Source organism: Donghicola sp. (genome assembly GCF_025210255.1).
GTDB lineage: Bacteria > Pseudomonadota > Alphaproteobacteria > Rhodobacterales > Rhodobacteraceae > Donghicola > Donghicola eburneus.
The window spans coordinates 537,602-552,379 of the sequence record NZ_JAOARZ010000022.1 but is presented as its reverse complement, the minus strand read 5'-3'; the positions used below and the strand labels follow the sequence as shown (position 1 = coordinate 552,379).

The 14,778-nt window shown below is 60.2% G+C and carries 13 protein-coding genes; 7 read left to right on the top strand and 6 right to left on the bottom strand.

Going from position 1 to position 14,778, the window contains the following annotated elements:
* Position 1: 1 nt before the first annotated feature.
* Positions 2–655, bottom strand: coding sequence for an ABC transporter ATP-binding protein (locus tag N4A58_RS09945; protein ID WP_293709139.1), 654 nt, complete (start codon positions 653–655; stop codon positions 2–4).
* 10 nt (positions 656–665) lie between these two features.
* Positions 666–1,640 carry an ABC transporter substrate-binding protein gene (locus tag N4A58_RS09940; protein ID WP_293709138.1) on the bottom strand — a complete coding sequence of 325 codons (975 nt, stop codon included), beginning with the start codon at positions 1,638–1,640 and terminating at the stop codon, positions 666–668.
* A 162-nt stretch (positions 1,641–1,802) separates the two neighbouring features.
* Here N4A58_RS09940 and N4A58_RS09935 point away from each other — a divergent pair, with 162 nt between their 5' ends.
* From N4A58_RS09935 to N4A58_RS09910, 6 genes are all read left to right on the top strand, one after another.
* On the top strand, positions 1,803–2,222 hold the full coding sequence (locus tag N4A58_RS09935) for a c-type cytochrome (protein ID WP_293709137.1): 420 nt from the start codon (positions 1,803–1,805) through the stop codon (positions 2,220–2,222).
* A 217-nt stretch (positions 2,223–2,439) separates the two neighbouring features.
* A complete protein-coding gene (locus N4A58_RS09930; protein WP_293709136.1) occupies positions 2,440–4,206 on the top strand; it encodes a PQQ-dependent methanol/ethanol family dehydrogenase in 1,767 nt (588 codons plus the stop codon).
* A 171-nt stretch (positions 4,207–4,377) separates the two neighbouring features.
* Entirely contained in the window at positions 4,378–5,070 is a 693-nt protein-coding gene (locus N4A58_RS09925; RefSeq protein ID WP_072706697.1) for a response regulator transcription factor, read from the top strand.
* A gap of 41 nt (positions 5,071–5,111) precedes the next feature.
* Complete coding sequence (locus N4A58_RS09920; protein ID WP_293709135.1) at positions 5,112–6,293, top strand: FIST N-terminal domain-containing protein; 1,182 nt, start codon at positions 5,112–5,114, stop codon at positions 6,291–6,293.
* Positions 6,293–8,500, top strand: a complete 2,208-nt coding sequence (locus tag N4A58_RS09915; RefSeq protein WP_293709134.1) for a PAS-domain containing protein — start codon at positions 6,293–6,295, stop codon at positions 8,498–8,500. The genes N4A58_RS09920 and N4A58_RS09915 overlap by 1 nt, the downstream gene beginning before the upstream one ends.
* 275 nt (positions 8,501–8,775) lie before the next feature.
* Positions 8,776–8,934 carry a hypothetical protein gene (locus N4A58_RS09910; protein WP_177218605.1) on the top strand — a complete coding sequence of 53 codons (159 nt, stop codon included), beginning with the start codon at positions 8,776–8,778 and terminating at the stop codon, positions 8,932–8,934.
* 4 nt (positions 8,935–8,938) lie between these two features.
* Here the strand turns inward: N4A58_RS09910 and N4A58_RS09905 are convergent, their stop codons facing one another.
* Both N4A58_RS09905 and N4A58_RS09900 read right to left on the bottom strand, forming a co-directional pair.
* Positions 8,939–9,961: an AbrB family transcriptional regulator gene (locus N4A58_RS09905; protein ID WP_293709133.1), complete on the bottom strand. Its 1,023-nt coding sequence runs from the start codon at positions 9,959–9,961 to the stop codon at positions 8,939–8,941.
* Between the two features lie 114 nt (positions 9,962–10,075).
* Complete coding sequence (locus N4A58_RS09900) at positions 10,076–11,320, bottom strand: FAD-binding oxidoreductase (RefSeq protein ID WP_293709132.1); 1,245 nt, start codon at positions 11,318–11,320, stop codon at positions 10,076–10,078.
* A gap of 185 nt (positions 11,321–11,505) precedes the next feature.
* Here N4A58_RS09900 and N4A58_RS09895 point away from each other — a divergent pair, with 185 nt between their 5' ends.
* Positions 11,506–12,396, top strand: a complete 891-nt coding sequence (locus N4A58_RS09895; RefSeq protein WP_293709131.1) for an AEC family transporter — start codon at positions 11,506–11,508, stop codon at positions 12,394–12,396.
* Here the strand turns inward: N4A58_RS09895 and N4A58_RS09890 are convergent.
* Together N4A58_RS09890 and N4A58_RS09885 are read right to left on the bottom strand one after the other, a co-directional pair.
* On the bottom strand, positions 12,393–13,838 hold the full coding sequence (locus N4A58_RS09890) for a cobyric acid synthase (protein ID WP_293709130.1): 1,446 nt from the start codon (positions 13,836–13,838) through the stop codon (positions 12,393–12,395). The two genes, N4A58_RS09895 and N4A58_RS09890, sit on opposite strands and share 4 nt — an antisense overlap.
* An 87-nt stretch (positions 13,839–13,925) precedes the next feature.
* On the bottom strand, positions 13,926–14,747 hold the full coding sequence (locus N4A58_RS09885; protein ID WP_092464344.1) for a sulfite exporter TauE/SafE family protein: 822 nt from the start codon (positions 14,745–14,747) through the stop codon (positions 13,926–13,928).
* Between the last annotated feature and the right edge of the window lie 31 nt (positions 14,748–14,778).

Below are 14,778 nucleotides of genomic sequence, written 5' to 3'. Positions count from 1 at the left end.
CCTAGCCCCGTACGATCTGTGCGGGGCTGCCATCCAGACGCAGAATGCGATCCGCCAGACGTGTTGCCTCTTCGGCGGAATGCGTGACGATTAGGGTCGCCACATCACGCCGGTCGCGCAGAGCTTCGAACAAGCTCATCATTTCATTGGCCATGTCTGGGTCGAGCGATACGAAAGGCTCGTCCAATAGAAGAAGCTTTAGCGAACCGGCAAACGCGCGCGCCAAGGCCAAACGCCTCTGTTGTCCAAGCGAAAGCTGACGTGGAAAATCCGCGCCCCGACCCGCCAAGCCAACCTCTTCCAGCGCCTTTTCAGCGCCTTCGGCAGTGACCCCAGCCGTCAGAATCAGATTGTCGAGTACCGACCGCCACGGCATGAGGGTCGGTTCCTGAAACACCATGCCAATCTGGTCGGGGCGGATGACTTGTCCCTGATACTTCGACTCCAAGCCTGCGATGATCCGCACCAATGTGGACTTGCCGATCCCTGAAGGCCCGGTCAGCGCCAACGTCTGCCCAGCCGCAAGTTTCAGAGAAATCGCACCGAGCACCTGCCGCGTGCCATAGGACATGCCATCCAAGGCAACGGTCAGTACAGGAGGCGTGTCCGCCCCCTGTGAGATGGTGTCATTCGATGCCACGAGTCGAAGCGCCATTCGCCCTGCCCTAGCTACCCGGCTGGACAAAGACGCCTTCGGGCAAGGTGGTTGCGTTCCCGATCAGGTCCGAGCCGCCAAGCTCGGCCATCAGTGCCAGCATCTTGGCCGCGGCCTCTTCGTTTACGGCGCCCTTGGCGGGGATGCCCGCGCGGAAGCCCTCAATCAGCGCGTCATATTGCGCGTCATTCTTGACGTTCATGCGGTCACGCAAACGGGTCCACGCGTCGTCATCCTCGGCCAGCAAGTCCTTGGCCGCGCGGGATGATGCGGCAAACCCCTCTAGGATTTCGGGATGGTCGCGCAGCATCTCGCCTTTGAACACGTAGCCCAACAGAGGGGTCTCGGGGTCGAGCCCCAAGGCCAAGGCCGCGTCCGACACAGACACGAGTTGGCGCATCCCGGCTGCCTGCATCTTTGCCATGAAGTGCCAGAAGTTGATCGCCCCTTGGGTCTCGCCCTGAAGCGCGGTCTTGAACACCAGTGGCGGTGCGCCAAAGACTTGCTCGGTCTCTGCAGCCAAATCCATGCCGTATTCTTGCTGGGCATATGCCTGTAGGATCAGCCAGCTCTTGTCCAAGGGACCGCCCGCGATGCCGATCTTCTGCCCCTTCAGATCCTCTAGGGATTGCGCTGGGCTGTCGCCAGCGACCATGACACCACCCACAGCCTTGGAGTACGGCACGAACACATAATCATGTCCGTCCGCCCGCTGGCGCGCCACCCAGAGCCAGTCCGACACGATCACATCGGCCTCGCCGCCCTGAAACGCCACCTGGGCTGCAGACCCGCCCGCGACACCTTGAACTTGCAGATCGTACCCGTTCTGTGCGTCCAGCTCATAATGCTGAATGGTGTCGAGTTCCCAGTTCACGGTTCCGAACTCCAGAACCGCCGCGCGGATGACGGGGGTCTCGGCAGTGGCTGCGCCTGCACCCAGAATCAGTGCGGTGCAGGCCGTGCTCAGCGCCCTTGCAAAGGTCATGTGATTGTCCTCCCTGACAGTTGCGCCCATGGTACATGTCCCCCCAATCAGCGCAAATTACGACCAAAGGACGATATCGGAGCCCCCTCTCCGTTGACCTGTATCAAAGGAGCGCGAAATGCGTGCTTCTAGCCTTGGGACGCACAACCCAAGGAGGGAAAAATGCATCGTTTTTGCACCATTTTATGCGCGGCCGTGACCGCCGTTTCGGCCGCCCCCGCCATCGCCGCCGACAGCACCTTTGAGGCCGTCAAAGTCACCGCGGGCGAGACCCTGTTCCAAGCGGAATGCCGCCGGTGCCACTCCCCCGACGCGGATCACGACTCTTATGGCCCGCCGCTAGAGAACATCGTCGGCCGCGCCGCTGGCAGTTATCAGGATTATGATTATTCGACTGCTTTGGAGGCATCGGGCATCGTTTGGACCCCAGCTGCCCTGCGCGCGTGGATGGAGGACAACGACGGTTTTATGCCCGGCACCAAGATGCGCCACGTGGGGATCGAAGACAGGACAGTGCAGGATTTCATCCTTGCGTACCTGACCTCGATCACAACACAGGACAACAGCGCCATCTCTGAGTGACGCGCGTTCGGGGCCGGATGAAACACGTTCGACCCCGCAACAAATTATGCACCTGCAGCGACTCAAATGTGCGGAATAACGGAGGGAGTATGTCAAGTCTCTAGGGGTCGTAAGACTAAGGCCGGATACCTATCAAACCTCGCGTCCGTATACTGATGCTCAGGACGGCTCCATTTTCCATTGTTCGGAGCTGAACTGACCGTCTAGGGAGGACATAATGAAGAAACTTCTAGCCGCAATGTCGGTGAGCGCGCTGGCAATCACTGCCGCGCACGCGCAAGTCACCGAGGAGATGCTGGCCAACGACCGTATGGACACGTCGAACGTTGTCACCAACGGCATGGGCCGCGACCTTCAGCGTTACTCGCCGCTGGAAATCCTAAACAAAGATAACGTCAAGAACCTCGTTCCGGCATGGGCCTTCTCCATGGGCGGCGAAAAGCAGCGCGGTCAAGAGACCCAGCCGCTGATCTATGACGGCATCATGTATGTGACCGGTTCGTATTCGCGTCTCTACGCGATCGACGTGATGACCGGCGAAGAGCTGTGGCAGTACGACGCCCGCCTGCCCGAAGGCATCCTGCCCTGCTGTGACGTGATCAACCGCGGTGCGGCGATCTACGGCGACAAAATCTTCTTTGGTACTCTGGACGCACGTATCGTTGCGCTGGACCTGAAGACCGGCGACGTTGTCTGGCGTGACAAGATCGCGGACTACAAGGCTGGCTACAGCTACACTGCGGCACCCCTGATCGTTGACGGTCTGGTTGTGACCGGTAACTCGGGCGGTGAATTCGGCATCGTCGGCGAAGTTCAGGCCCGCAACGCTGACACTGGTGACATCGTCTGGACGCGTCCGATGATCGAAGGCCACATGGGCACGCTGAATGGCGAAGAATCGACCATGACCGGCACCCTGAACGCGACTTGGCCCGGCGACCTTTGGAAGACCGGTGGCGGCGCGACCTGGCTGGGTGGCTCGTATGACATCGAGACCGACACTCTGGTCTTCGGCGCAGGTAACCCTGCCCCTTGGAACAGCTGGCTGCGCGGCGCAGGTGAGCCCACCGAAGGCAACACCGGCGACAACCTGTACGCAGCAAGCCGCGTCGGCATCGACCCTAAGACCGGCGACATCAAGTGGCACTTCCAGACCACTCCCCGCGAAGGCTGGGACTATGACGGTGTGAACGAAGTCGTTGCTTATACCGACCGCGAGGGCAACAAGCGCTTCGCAACCGCGGACCGTAACGGCTACTTCTACGTTCTGAACCGCGAAGACGGTGCGTTCGTATCGGCCAACCCCTTCGTCAAGGACATCACTTGGGCGAATGGCATCGACGAGACCGGTCGTCCGATCTTTAACGAGCCCAACCGTCCCGGCAATCCCGCGAACGCGGCTGACGGTGGCAAAGGCGAAGTCGTCTTCTCGTCGCCCTCGTTCCTGGGTGGTAAGAACTGGATGCCCATGGCGTTCAGCCAGAACACCGGCAACTTCTACGTTCCCTCGAACGAGTGGGGCATGGACATCTGGAACGAGCCTGTGACCTACAAGAAGGGCGCGGCATACTTGGGTTCGGGCTTCACCATCAAGCCGAACTACGAAGACCACATCGGCTCGCTCAAGGCGATTGACCCGGACACCGGCGAATGGGTCTGGGAATACAAGAACGACGCACCCCTCTGGGGCGGCGTGATGACCACCGCAGGCGGTCTGGTGTTCTTTGGCACCCCCGAAGGCAAGTTCATCGCTCTGGATGACGCGACTGGCGAAGAGCTGTGGTCGTTCCAGACCGGCTCGGGCATCGTGGGCCAGCCTGTCACATGGGAAATGGACGGCGAGCAGTATGTTTCGGTCGTTTCCGGCTGGGGCGGCGCGGTTCCGCTCTGGGGTGGTGAAGTGGCCAAGAAGGTCAACTACCTGAACCAAGGTGGCATGGTCTGGACATTCAAGCTGCCCAAGCAGCTGGCGTCCGCCAACTAATCCCCAACCTCTCCCAGAGGTACCAGAGGCGTCCGGTTTCGACCGGGCGCCTTTTGTGTTTCCGGCCGTTTTGGACGTGGCGCATAATACCCTGCGGTATTAGACTTTTTGGTAACAGAAGCCATTCGCGAAAAACGGCTATCCTCAATCGAGGAACACGAGGACAGATTCATGCAACATCGCGCCACTTCACAGATCGCAGCCGGAAACGCGCTGGTCGTTGACGACCACCCGCTCTTTTGTGACGCGTTGACGCTAACACTGCGGTCCATCGCCAACTTTGGCGAAATCCACACCGCTGGCACCTTGGAAAATGCGCTAGAAGCCGTGAGCGCCGACCCCAAGATCGAGATGATCATCCTTGATCTAAACCTGCCCGATGTGAATGGCCTTGACGGGCTGATCCGCCTGCGCAACGCGACCCCCAAGGCCGCGATCGTCATCGCCTCGTCCATGTCCGACAACCGTATGATCAGCCGCGCCCTGCAAGCCGGTGCGAATGGCTTTGTTCCGAAACAGGCGCAGCGGGCGGTGTTCCAGATGGCCTATGACGCGGTCAAGGCCGGACAGCCCTTTGTCCCCGAAGGCTACATTGATCCCAACGGCCAGAATGGTGAGGGCGGCAACCAAGAAGACGCGCTTCAGCGCCTGTCGTCCCTGACCAACCAGCAGGCACGCATCCTGAACCTGATCTGCGAAGGTAAGCTCAACAAACAGATCGCCTATGACCTGTCGATCGCTGAAACGACAGTTAAAGCACACGTTACCGCAATCATGCGAAAGCTCGGTGTGCACAGCCGGACTCAGGCAGTTTTGATCGCGCAAGAGGCCAACTTTAACAGGGTCTTGCCAACCACAGAGTAATCGCCCATCCTCGGGCAAATATGTAAGAGGACACCGGTCGAGTGAACGGAGCGCTACCACGTTCCGGCAGGGAGGAGACCGCTGACAAGAAAGCGATGCGTGTTGCGCAGGTGACGTGCGACCAGCCCAATCTGATGGAGGAGATCAGGTTACAGCTGGGAGACGATCCATTTGCGCTGGTGTGCTTGTTTGCTGCTCCCTGTGCGGATTTTAAACAGTTGATCGAGGATGCCTCTGGCGCCTTCGAGGGTGCCGATGTGTTGGGCTGCACCACCGCCGGAGAGCTGGGGGCCGAGGGCTACGAAGAGGGTCAGATCCTCTGCGTGGGCTTCCCTGCCCGCTACTTCACTTCCATCACCTACGCGCTGGACCTGCTGAACATGGCAGACGACCAGCAGATCATTGATACCTTGATCCAGCAGCGCATGGCCTTGGCCCAGACTGCGCCCGACCGCCCCCACGAATTCGCGTTTCTGCTGGTCGACGGCCTGTCCATGAGCGAAGAGAGCCTGACCACGGTCTTGGCCTCTGGCCTCGGGCCGATGCCCTTGTTCGGCGGGTCTGCGGGCGATGGGGTCAATTTCAAACAGACGTGGCTCAGCCACAATGGCGAGATTATGGAGAATGCGGCCGTGCTGGCGCTGGTCCGCAGCGCCTGCCCTGTCAAAGTGTTCAGCCACGACAATCTGGCCCCGACCGAAATGCGCATGGTCGTGACCGCCGCCAACCCAGAGGCCCGCACCGTCCAAGAGATCAACGCAGAGCCCGCCGCCGCCGAATACGCACGCCTTTTGGGCAAGGATCCGAACCAGCTTGACCCCTTTACCTTTGCCGAGCACCCCGTGGTCGTGCGTCTAGGGGACAGCCACCACGTCCGCGCCATCCAACGCGTGAACGAGCATGGCGAGCTGGTGTTCTTCTCCGCGATCAACGAAGGCATGGTTCTGACGCTGGCCGAACATCAGGACATCGTCGAGAACCTGCGCGAGGGCCTTGGGAAACTCAGCGCGGAACAAGAGCCTGATCTAATCCTCGGGTGCGATTGTATTTTACGCCGCATCGCGGCGGACCAGCGGCAAAAGACCAGAGAGGTCTCTGCCCTGCTTTCGGAAAACCGCGTGATCGGGTTTTCGACATATGGTGAACAGTTCGGTGCTCTGCATGTTAACCAAACGCTGACCGGGGTGGCCATCTACCCCCCGACCGACAACGAGGTAGCCTGATGTCGCTGATCAACCCCGCTGACAGTCTGGAACGCCAGAACGAAAAGCTGATGAAGATCACGCAGGCGCTGATGAGCCGCGTTGAGTACGGCACCGCCCAATCGAACGCGGCCTATGCCCAGTTCGAACGCGCCGCCCTGCTGGAAAAGCGTGTGCGCGAGCGGACGCTGGAACTAGAAAGCACGCTGGAGCTGCTGCACGACTCCAACGCCGCTCTGGCCAAGGCGCACACCGAAACCGAAGCCGCGCGCCGGAACCTTGCCGATGCGATCGAGACCGTGTCCGAAGGCTTTGCCCTATTCGATCCCGAAGACGTTCTGGTCATGTCGAACTCACGTTTTTGCCGTGATTTCAGGAACATGCAGGCCTATCTCAAACCCGGCCTGTCGTTCGAGGAATACGTCCGCCACATTGCGGAATCCGCGCAATTGGCTCTGCCGACAGAGGAAACTGCCGACAGCTGGTGCGCCCGCCGCATCCGCCGCCACAAAGACCACCACGTCATGTTCAACGTCGAACTGACTGGCGACCGGTGGCTGCAGGTGTCCGAACACCGTACCAGCAATGGCGGTACCGTGGTCCTACAGACCGACGTGACAGACATCATGCGGATGGAGCGTCAGGAGCGTGCCCGTCTCAAAGACAAACAGACCCGTATGATCCGCGCGACCTTGGATCACCTGAACCAAGGGGTCTGCGTCTTCGACGAGAATGCCCAACTGGTCGGCTGGAACCAGAAGATCAGCCATCTTTTGTCAGTGCCCGTTCGCCGCCTGACCATCGGCGCGTCGTTCGATGGACTCCTGGAACGGCTTGGCGATGACGTCCGTTTTAGCCGTGGCATGGACCGCGTCAGCTTCTTGCGGTGGGCGATGGCCAAGGGGCCGAAGTTCCCGATTTCGTTCGAGGTCAAGCGCGAGAACATGACCCTGCAGATCTTTGGCCGTGGCATGCCGGACCAAGGCTTTGTGATCTCTTGCACCGACGTGACAGCCGAACGCGAAGCCGCGCAGAAGCTGTACGAATTGAACGAGATCCTCGAACAGCGCGTCATGGAACGCACACTAGAGCTAGAGGATGCTCTGTCCGCCGCCGAGCGGGCGAATGCGTCCAAGTCCCGCTTTGTTGCGGCAGCCAGCCACGATCTGCTGCAGCCCCTATCGGCGGCAAAATTGTTCATCTCTTCGCTCGCGGACAACGCGACCTGCCAAAATGACATGGCGGTCTTAGCCAAGGCTGAGACCGCGCTGACCGGCGCAGAACAGATCATTGACGCCCTGCTGGATATTTCGAAACTGGAATCTGATGGCCTCAGTTTCGACATCCGCCGCTTTGCTCTGCGTGAAATCCTGTCTCCTTTGCGGGATGAAATGACGATCCACGCAAACAGCAAGGGGCTGGAGCTGTGCATCGTTGACAGCAACCTGATGGTCGAGAGCGACCCGTCCTACTTACGCCGCATCGTGCGCAACCTGATCTCGAACGCGATCCGCTACACCCCCAAAGGCCGCGTGTTGGTCGGTGTGCGCCGCAATGGCGGCTCTGCTCGCATTGAGGTGTGGGACACAGGCGTCGGCATCCCCGAAGAGGATCAGAGCGCCATCTTTGAAGAGTTCAAACGGCTGGACACCAAGGCCAGCGCGAATGAGGGGCTTGGCCTAGGACTGGCCATCGTAGAGCGCGCCTGTGCGCGTTTGGGGCACCCTCTGGGCCTGTGGTCCGAGGTCGGTCGCGGTAGCTGCTTTATGGTGAACGTCCCTGTCGCGGGCGAGGCAGAGCCCGCCCTGACCCCGTCCAACCGCCCCACCCGCCCCGTAGGACTGGCGCAATCGGGTCTGATTGTGCTGTTGGTCGAGAACGACCCGCAGCTGCGGCGCGCGATTTCGATCCTTGTCGAGAGTTGGGGCGTCAACGTGATCGAGGCCGAGGACGCGCCATCTGCGCTAGACCTGCTGTCGGTGCTGCAAATTTCGCCAGACGTGTTGCTGCTAGACTACCAGCTTGGGCCAGGCATGTCGGGAACAGAGCTTTACTGCGCCGTCACAGACAGTCTGGGCCGTATTCCCTGCGCGATTATTTCGGCGGATCGGTCACCTGAGCTTAGACAAACTTGCAAAACTCTGGACATCGAGTTGCTGCTCAAGCCATTGGACCGCCAGAAGCTGGCACAGTTCCTAGATAGCACCGCGCGCGCGATCGCTTTGTAAGCTGACACACTGATTCACCTTAACACCTGCTGGGTTTCACGCCTCGCGGGTGTTTCTATGTGCGCTGCCAACCCACAGGCGCCATAGTGCATGCTGCGCTGCCAAAATCACATGCAAACCCACTCACTTTCGCTTCAAGACTTAACTTTTTGCTACCCCAAAAGGGTAGGTTAATGTATCATTAAGCTTACAAATTGGTTTCATCGGTGCGTTCTGCCGATGTCTGTGTACCCCCCCGGCCCCTTGTTCCAGCCGGCTTGGATTGGAGACTTTTGATGCAGCAACCTATCGCAGCCAGTGCCACAACAGCCCTCGCCCATTCGAATAAGTTGGGCAAAGATAACAAAGAATTCTGCATGAGCATGTGGGCCGCGTGGCGCCTGCGCTCTGTTGTAGAATCCTACGCAGAACAGACAGCCAAGCGCGAGGCATAAGGCCCTAACCTTGGCGCCGCGCCATCCACGGAATCAGGGCCATCAGGAACCCGATCCGGCACAGGTGGTGCACAGCGACATAAGCCCCGTCAAAATCCAGAGCGAGACCGATGGCCGCCATCGCCTCGACACCGCCTGGGGAATAGGCAACCCAGACTTGGCCGAACGGTAACCCCGTGAGTGCCGAGGCAACCCCGGCAAACCCCATCGAAATCAGCGCCGCAGCCCCAACGCTCGCGGCGCTGGCCGTAAAGAGGCGCAGGATGTCCGCTGGACGGATGCCCGTGAACCGCACCCCCATGACAGATCCGGTCACACAGAATCCCGCAAAGATCAATTCTGCGGGCGGCAAGCCGTGCACGATCCCCGTGACATGGGCCACCGCACTGACGATCATTCCACCCAGCAGATAAGCTGCCGGGAAGCCACGGCGAGCAATTGCCCACGAGAATGCACCGCCAACGGCCAACATTCCAAGCAAGGCAACCAACCCCAGCGTCTCGGTTGGGCCCGTGGCCGTACCCGCCTCGACCCCGAGCAGCAGCATACCCAACGGCAGTACAGCCGACAGGATCAGCAGGCGCATGCATTGCAGGATCAACACGGTCGTCGCATCGCCTCGCCCGCTGACCGCCATGGACAGCGCCAAGGACAATGTCCCCGGAGAACTGGCCAAGAGAGCAGTTTCACGATCCTTGGCAAATCCGCGCATGAGAATGGCGCGGCTGGCGACAACGGTGGCAAAGATCGACAGGCACAGCAGGATCAGGCTTAGGGCCCAGCCCCCGATCTGTCCCAGCAGCTCACTGCGAAAGCCCGAGCCCAAGGACGATCCGATGATCAGAAACCCGACATCGCGCAGCCGGTTGGGCAAGTAAAGCTTTACCCCGCTCCATGCGAGCGCCGAGGTCGCGAGCGCCGCCCCCACGAGCGGGGCCGCAGGAAAGCCGACAAAGGTCAGGGCAAATGCGCCCGTTGTGCCAACGGCAAGCGTCAGAGCGGTGCGCTGAAGGGACCCGTCAAACATGAAACCCACTTTTCAGTGTACAACAGTATGCAATTTTGGCTCTAGCATAGTTTCCGCTAACACATCCAGAGTGCATTCCCGCATTTCTGCAAATGCCCCAGTTATATACGCGCCTTAGCAACCCAATGCATATTTTCTGGCAGGAGTGATCGCATCCAAAACATCGGACCGCCCGCCTTCGAAAGCTTGCACCAGAAGGTCGGCCGAGGCTGGCCCTTTGGTAAAGCCCAGATGTCCGTGGCCAAAGTGGCACCACAGCCCCTTGTGTTTCGGGGCAGCCCCGACGACGGGCAGCATGTCAGGCATAAAAGGACGCGTGCCGTACCATTGCGGCTCTGCGATGCGGGGGCCCAATTCGATAATATCGGACACGCCCTTGGCACCTCGGGTGATCTGCCGTGTGTCTGCAGGCGCGGACATATCCACCAGCGCAGCGCCCGTCGCCAGACGCAGGCCCTTGTTCATGCTGGTCAGCACGACGGCGTTATCTCCGTCCATGATGGACGCCCCCAGCCCGCGCGGCGCGTCAAAGTGCGCGTGGTAGCCACGCTTGTAGACCATAGGGATTTTGTAGCCGAACCTTGCCAGCAATTTTGGCGACCACACCCCCATGGCAACAACCACATGTTCTGCGCTGATTGGGCCGCCGTCGGACTGAACCTGCCAACCGCCGGACACCTGTTCAAGGGTCGTCGCGTCCCCCTGCACCCATGTACCACCACGGTTGCGAAACAGCTCTGCATACCCTTCGACCAACGCACCGGGATCAGCGCAGAGCCACGTCTGTGGCCACCAAATTGCCCCACCAACTTCGGAGGTGATCGCAGGCTCTCGACGGCACAGTTCTGCCCCACTCAGGATTTCAGGCGACACATTATAATCGCGGCCAAGGGCCTGCGCATCCCGAGCCTCGGCCTCGGCTGTGCGCGGATCGCGCCGGATTTCATAATAGCCAGAGCGGCGGACCAGATTGCCCAAACCCGCAGCATCGATCAGGCGCTGGTGGGCGACCGTCGAGCGGCGGACCATTTCCGCATAGGTGCGCGCTTGCTCTGCGACCCTGTCGGGGCGCGAATGCCGCAAGTACTGCCAGAGGGCGGGCGCCATACGCAGTACGGCCCGCAGGTCGTAGGTCACATCATTGCGCAGCCCCAGCCCGAAGGCCGCAAGAGTCTTGAGATTACGGGGCAAAGGATAAGGCTCTGTGCTGTCTGCACTGATGAATCCTGCGTTGCCATAGCTGGCCTCCTGCCCTGCGGCACGGCGATCCAACAACGTGACCGCATGTCCGCGCTCTTGAAACGCCAGCGCAGTCGAGACGCCGATCATCCCTGCCCCAAGCACCAGAATCTCTGCCATTGCCTGCCCCCTATGCACTCGCGCAACGCTGTCTGGACTGAAGCGCTGCAATTAACGGATTGCAAGCCCTTGTGCGCCGCGCCCCTTGCAGCTTGGACGCGGATCGCCCATCAGTAAGACACACCCCTTATTCCAAAGCTGTAGTGCCGATGTTCAGTATCCTTGCGATTACGACCCCAATTTACATGCTGATCGCAACAGGCTTTGTCAGCCTCAAATCCGGTTATATCAGCCGCGACGTTTCAAAGGCCTTGGGGACTTTTGTTCTGCGCATTTGTATGCCGGTCATGATCGCGGGCGCTGTGAACCGCGAAGGGGCCGCCGCGCTGAACTGGCACTTCATGCTCGTCTATGGTGGGGCGTCCTTGCTGCTGATGATGGCAGGCATCTTTGTCATGCATAACTTGCGCAAGAATGGCTTTGCCGCCAGCGCGATGTATGCCTTGGGCATGTCGAACTCGAATAGCGGCTTTATGGGCTACCCGATTGCGGCGCTCGTGGTGGGCGAGGCCGCTTTTGACATTCTGGCGTGGGCACTGATCGTCGAAAATATGGTGATGATCCCACTCGCTTTGGCTGTGGCCGACGCAGGCGCCTACCCCGAAGAAAAGTTCCATCGCGCATTCTTCAAAGCGTTCATGGGGCTCTATAAAAACCCGATTTTTATTGGGCTCGCGATCGGACTTGTTGTGCGGTTCACGGGCATGCCGATCCCGGACGTCATACAGACCGTCATTGGGTATCTGACCGCCACCGCGCCTGTGGTCGCGCTGTTTGTGGTGGGTGGCACCGTTGCGAACTTTCCGATCAAGACGATTTCGGTCGAGACCGGAATGATCGCTGTGGGCAAGCTGGTGTTCCACCCGCTGCTGGTAACGGTCGGCATGCTCGCCTTCCCCATGAACGATCCGGCGTACATGCTAGGGGCTGCGTTGTTCGCGTCCGTGCCGATGCTGTCGATCTATCCGATCTTTGGCCAGCGCTACGGGATTGAGAGTATCACCGCGACCACGCTGGTGTTCACCACAACGCTGTCGTTCTTTACTGTCAGCGCGCTAATCTACCTGATGGGTTAACGAGCCAACGACAGAAGGCCATCCACATCCAGATGCGCCTCCATGTGGTCGGCCAGCGCGTCGAGCGTTTTCTCGACCACTTGTCCATAGTTCAGCTGACCGGACTGCACACCAAAGCCATCCAGAAACGCCGCGCGGAAAGCGTTATCCGTGAACATGCCGTGTAAATAGCTGCCGATGATGCGCCCATCGGCAGAGATTGCGCCTTCGGGCGCACCATCCAGGATGGCAAAGGGCCGCGCGCGGTCCGCCCCATCTGTGCGGCCGATGTGGATCTCGTAGCCGTCGAGTTCAATCCCGCTGGCCGCATGGGTCGCGCGGACTTGGGTCAAACGCTTGTCGCCGGTCATCTCGGTGGCCACGTCGAGCAGACCTAGGCCTGCATCTTCGCCCGCCGCGCCTTCGACACCCATTGGGTCGCGCACCACCTGCCCCAGCATTTGATAGCCGCCGCAAATTCCCAACACGTATCCGCCACGCCGCACGTGGGCTTGCAAATCAACGTCCCAGCCCTGCGCCCGCAGATAGGCCAAGTCACCGCGGGTCGATTTGCTGCCCGGAATGATCACCAGATCGGTGTCTCCGGGAATCGGCTGACCTGCGCGCAGCACGGAGAGGTCCACACCCTCTTCCTGCGCGAGCGGATCAAGGTCATCGAAATTGGCGATCCGAGACAAGCCAAGGCACACCACCTTGAACCCACGCCCACTGGAGCGGGTCGGCAGGTCAAGCGCATCTTCGGCAGGCAGCTTTGACGCGTCGGGGAAATAGGGCAGAACGCCAAAGCCCTGCCATCCGGTGCGGTCCGCGATCATTTTGTAGCCATCATCAAAGAGGCTCACATCCCCGCGGAATTTGTTGATCAAGAAACCTGCGATCTGCGCATTATCCTGATCGGGCAGCACGGCCTGCGTGCCCACCATCTGCGCAATCACCCCGCCACGGTCGATGTCCCCGGCAAGGATCACCGGCACATCCGCCGCGCAGGCAAAGCCCATATTGGCAATATCGCCGGCCCGCAGGTTGACCTCGGCGGGGCTGCCTGCCCCTTCGACGATCACCAGATCATAGGCGGATTTCAGACGGTTGAAGCTGTCCAACACGCTGGTCATCAACTGCGGCTTCAGCTTGGCATAATCACGCGCTTTGACTGTCGCTATACGCTTGCCCTGCACCACGACCTGCGCGCCCACATCGGTTTCCGGCTTCAGCAGCACCGGGTTCATGTCGGTGTGTAGCGGCACCCCGCAAGCAACTGCCTGAAGCGCCTGAGCGCGGCCAATCTCGCCCCCGTCAGAGGTGACGGCCGCGTTGTTCGACATGTTCTGGGGTTTGAACGGCGCAACCGACAGGCCGCGGCGGCACGCGGCGCGGCAGAGACCAGCCACCAACAGGGATTTGCCGACATTGGAGCCAGCGCCCTGGATCATAATCGCGGTCATCGGGTGTCTCCTGTTGCGGGCCGCGCCTACCAGCGCGGTGCCTTCGGCGAGGATATTTCTGCCAAGAAAGAGGCTGCAGGGTTGGTTTTACAGGCCCAGAGATTTACGCAGCATATTGCCCGCGACCAAAAGCAGGAACAATGCGAACACCCGCTTGAGCGGTTTGGGGTTCAGCGAATGGGCAATCTTGGCACCAATCGGGGCCGTGATCATGGTCATGCACACAACAATCGCAAAGGCCCCGAAGTTGACCGCACCGATGGTCAGCGGCGGACGGACGTCCGGCGAAACGGGCACGAACAAGAAGGCAACGACCGACGGGATTGCGATCAGGGCACCGAACCCGGCAGCTGTCGCGACCGCGCGGTGGATCGGTGTTCCATAAAGGGTCATTAGCGGAACGCCAAAGCTCCCGCCACCGATCCCCATCAGGACCGACAGAAAGCCAACGATGGGCGAAAGGATGGAACGTGCCTTGGTACCCGGCATTTCGTCGCCCAAACGCCATTCGGATTTGCTGAACGCCATCCAGAGGCCAATGCAAATCCCGAGGCCCCCGAAGATCCCCTGCAGAGCTGCAGACCGCAGTTGGGACACGGCCAGAACGCCGATCACAGCGCCGATCCCGATGCCCGGCGCCCAGGTTTTCAGGATATCCCAGTCCACCGCGCCCTTCTTGTTGTGGCTGTGCACAGAACGGGCCGACGTCACGATAATGGTCGCGAGCGAGGTCGCGAGGCAGATACGCATGACCTCGTCGCTGGCATATCCCAGATGCGTGAAAGTATAAAAGAAGGCCGGCACCAGAACGATACCGCCCCCGACCCCAAGAAGGCCTGCAAGGATACCCGCGAACGCGCCGATCCCCATCAAGAGCGCCAGAAGTGGAAGGATTATGTCGAACTGCATCTGTATCTCCCCTGAGGTCTGGGGTCTGCCC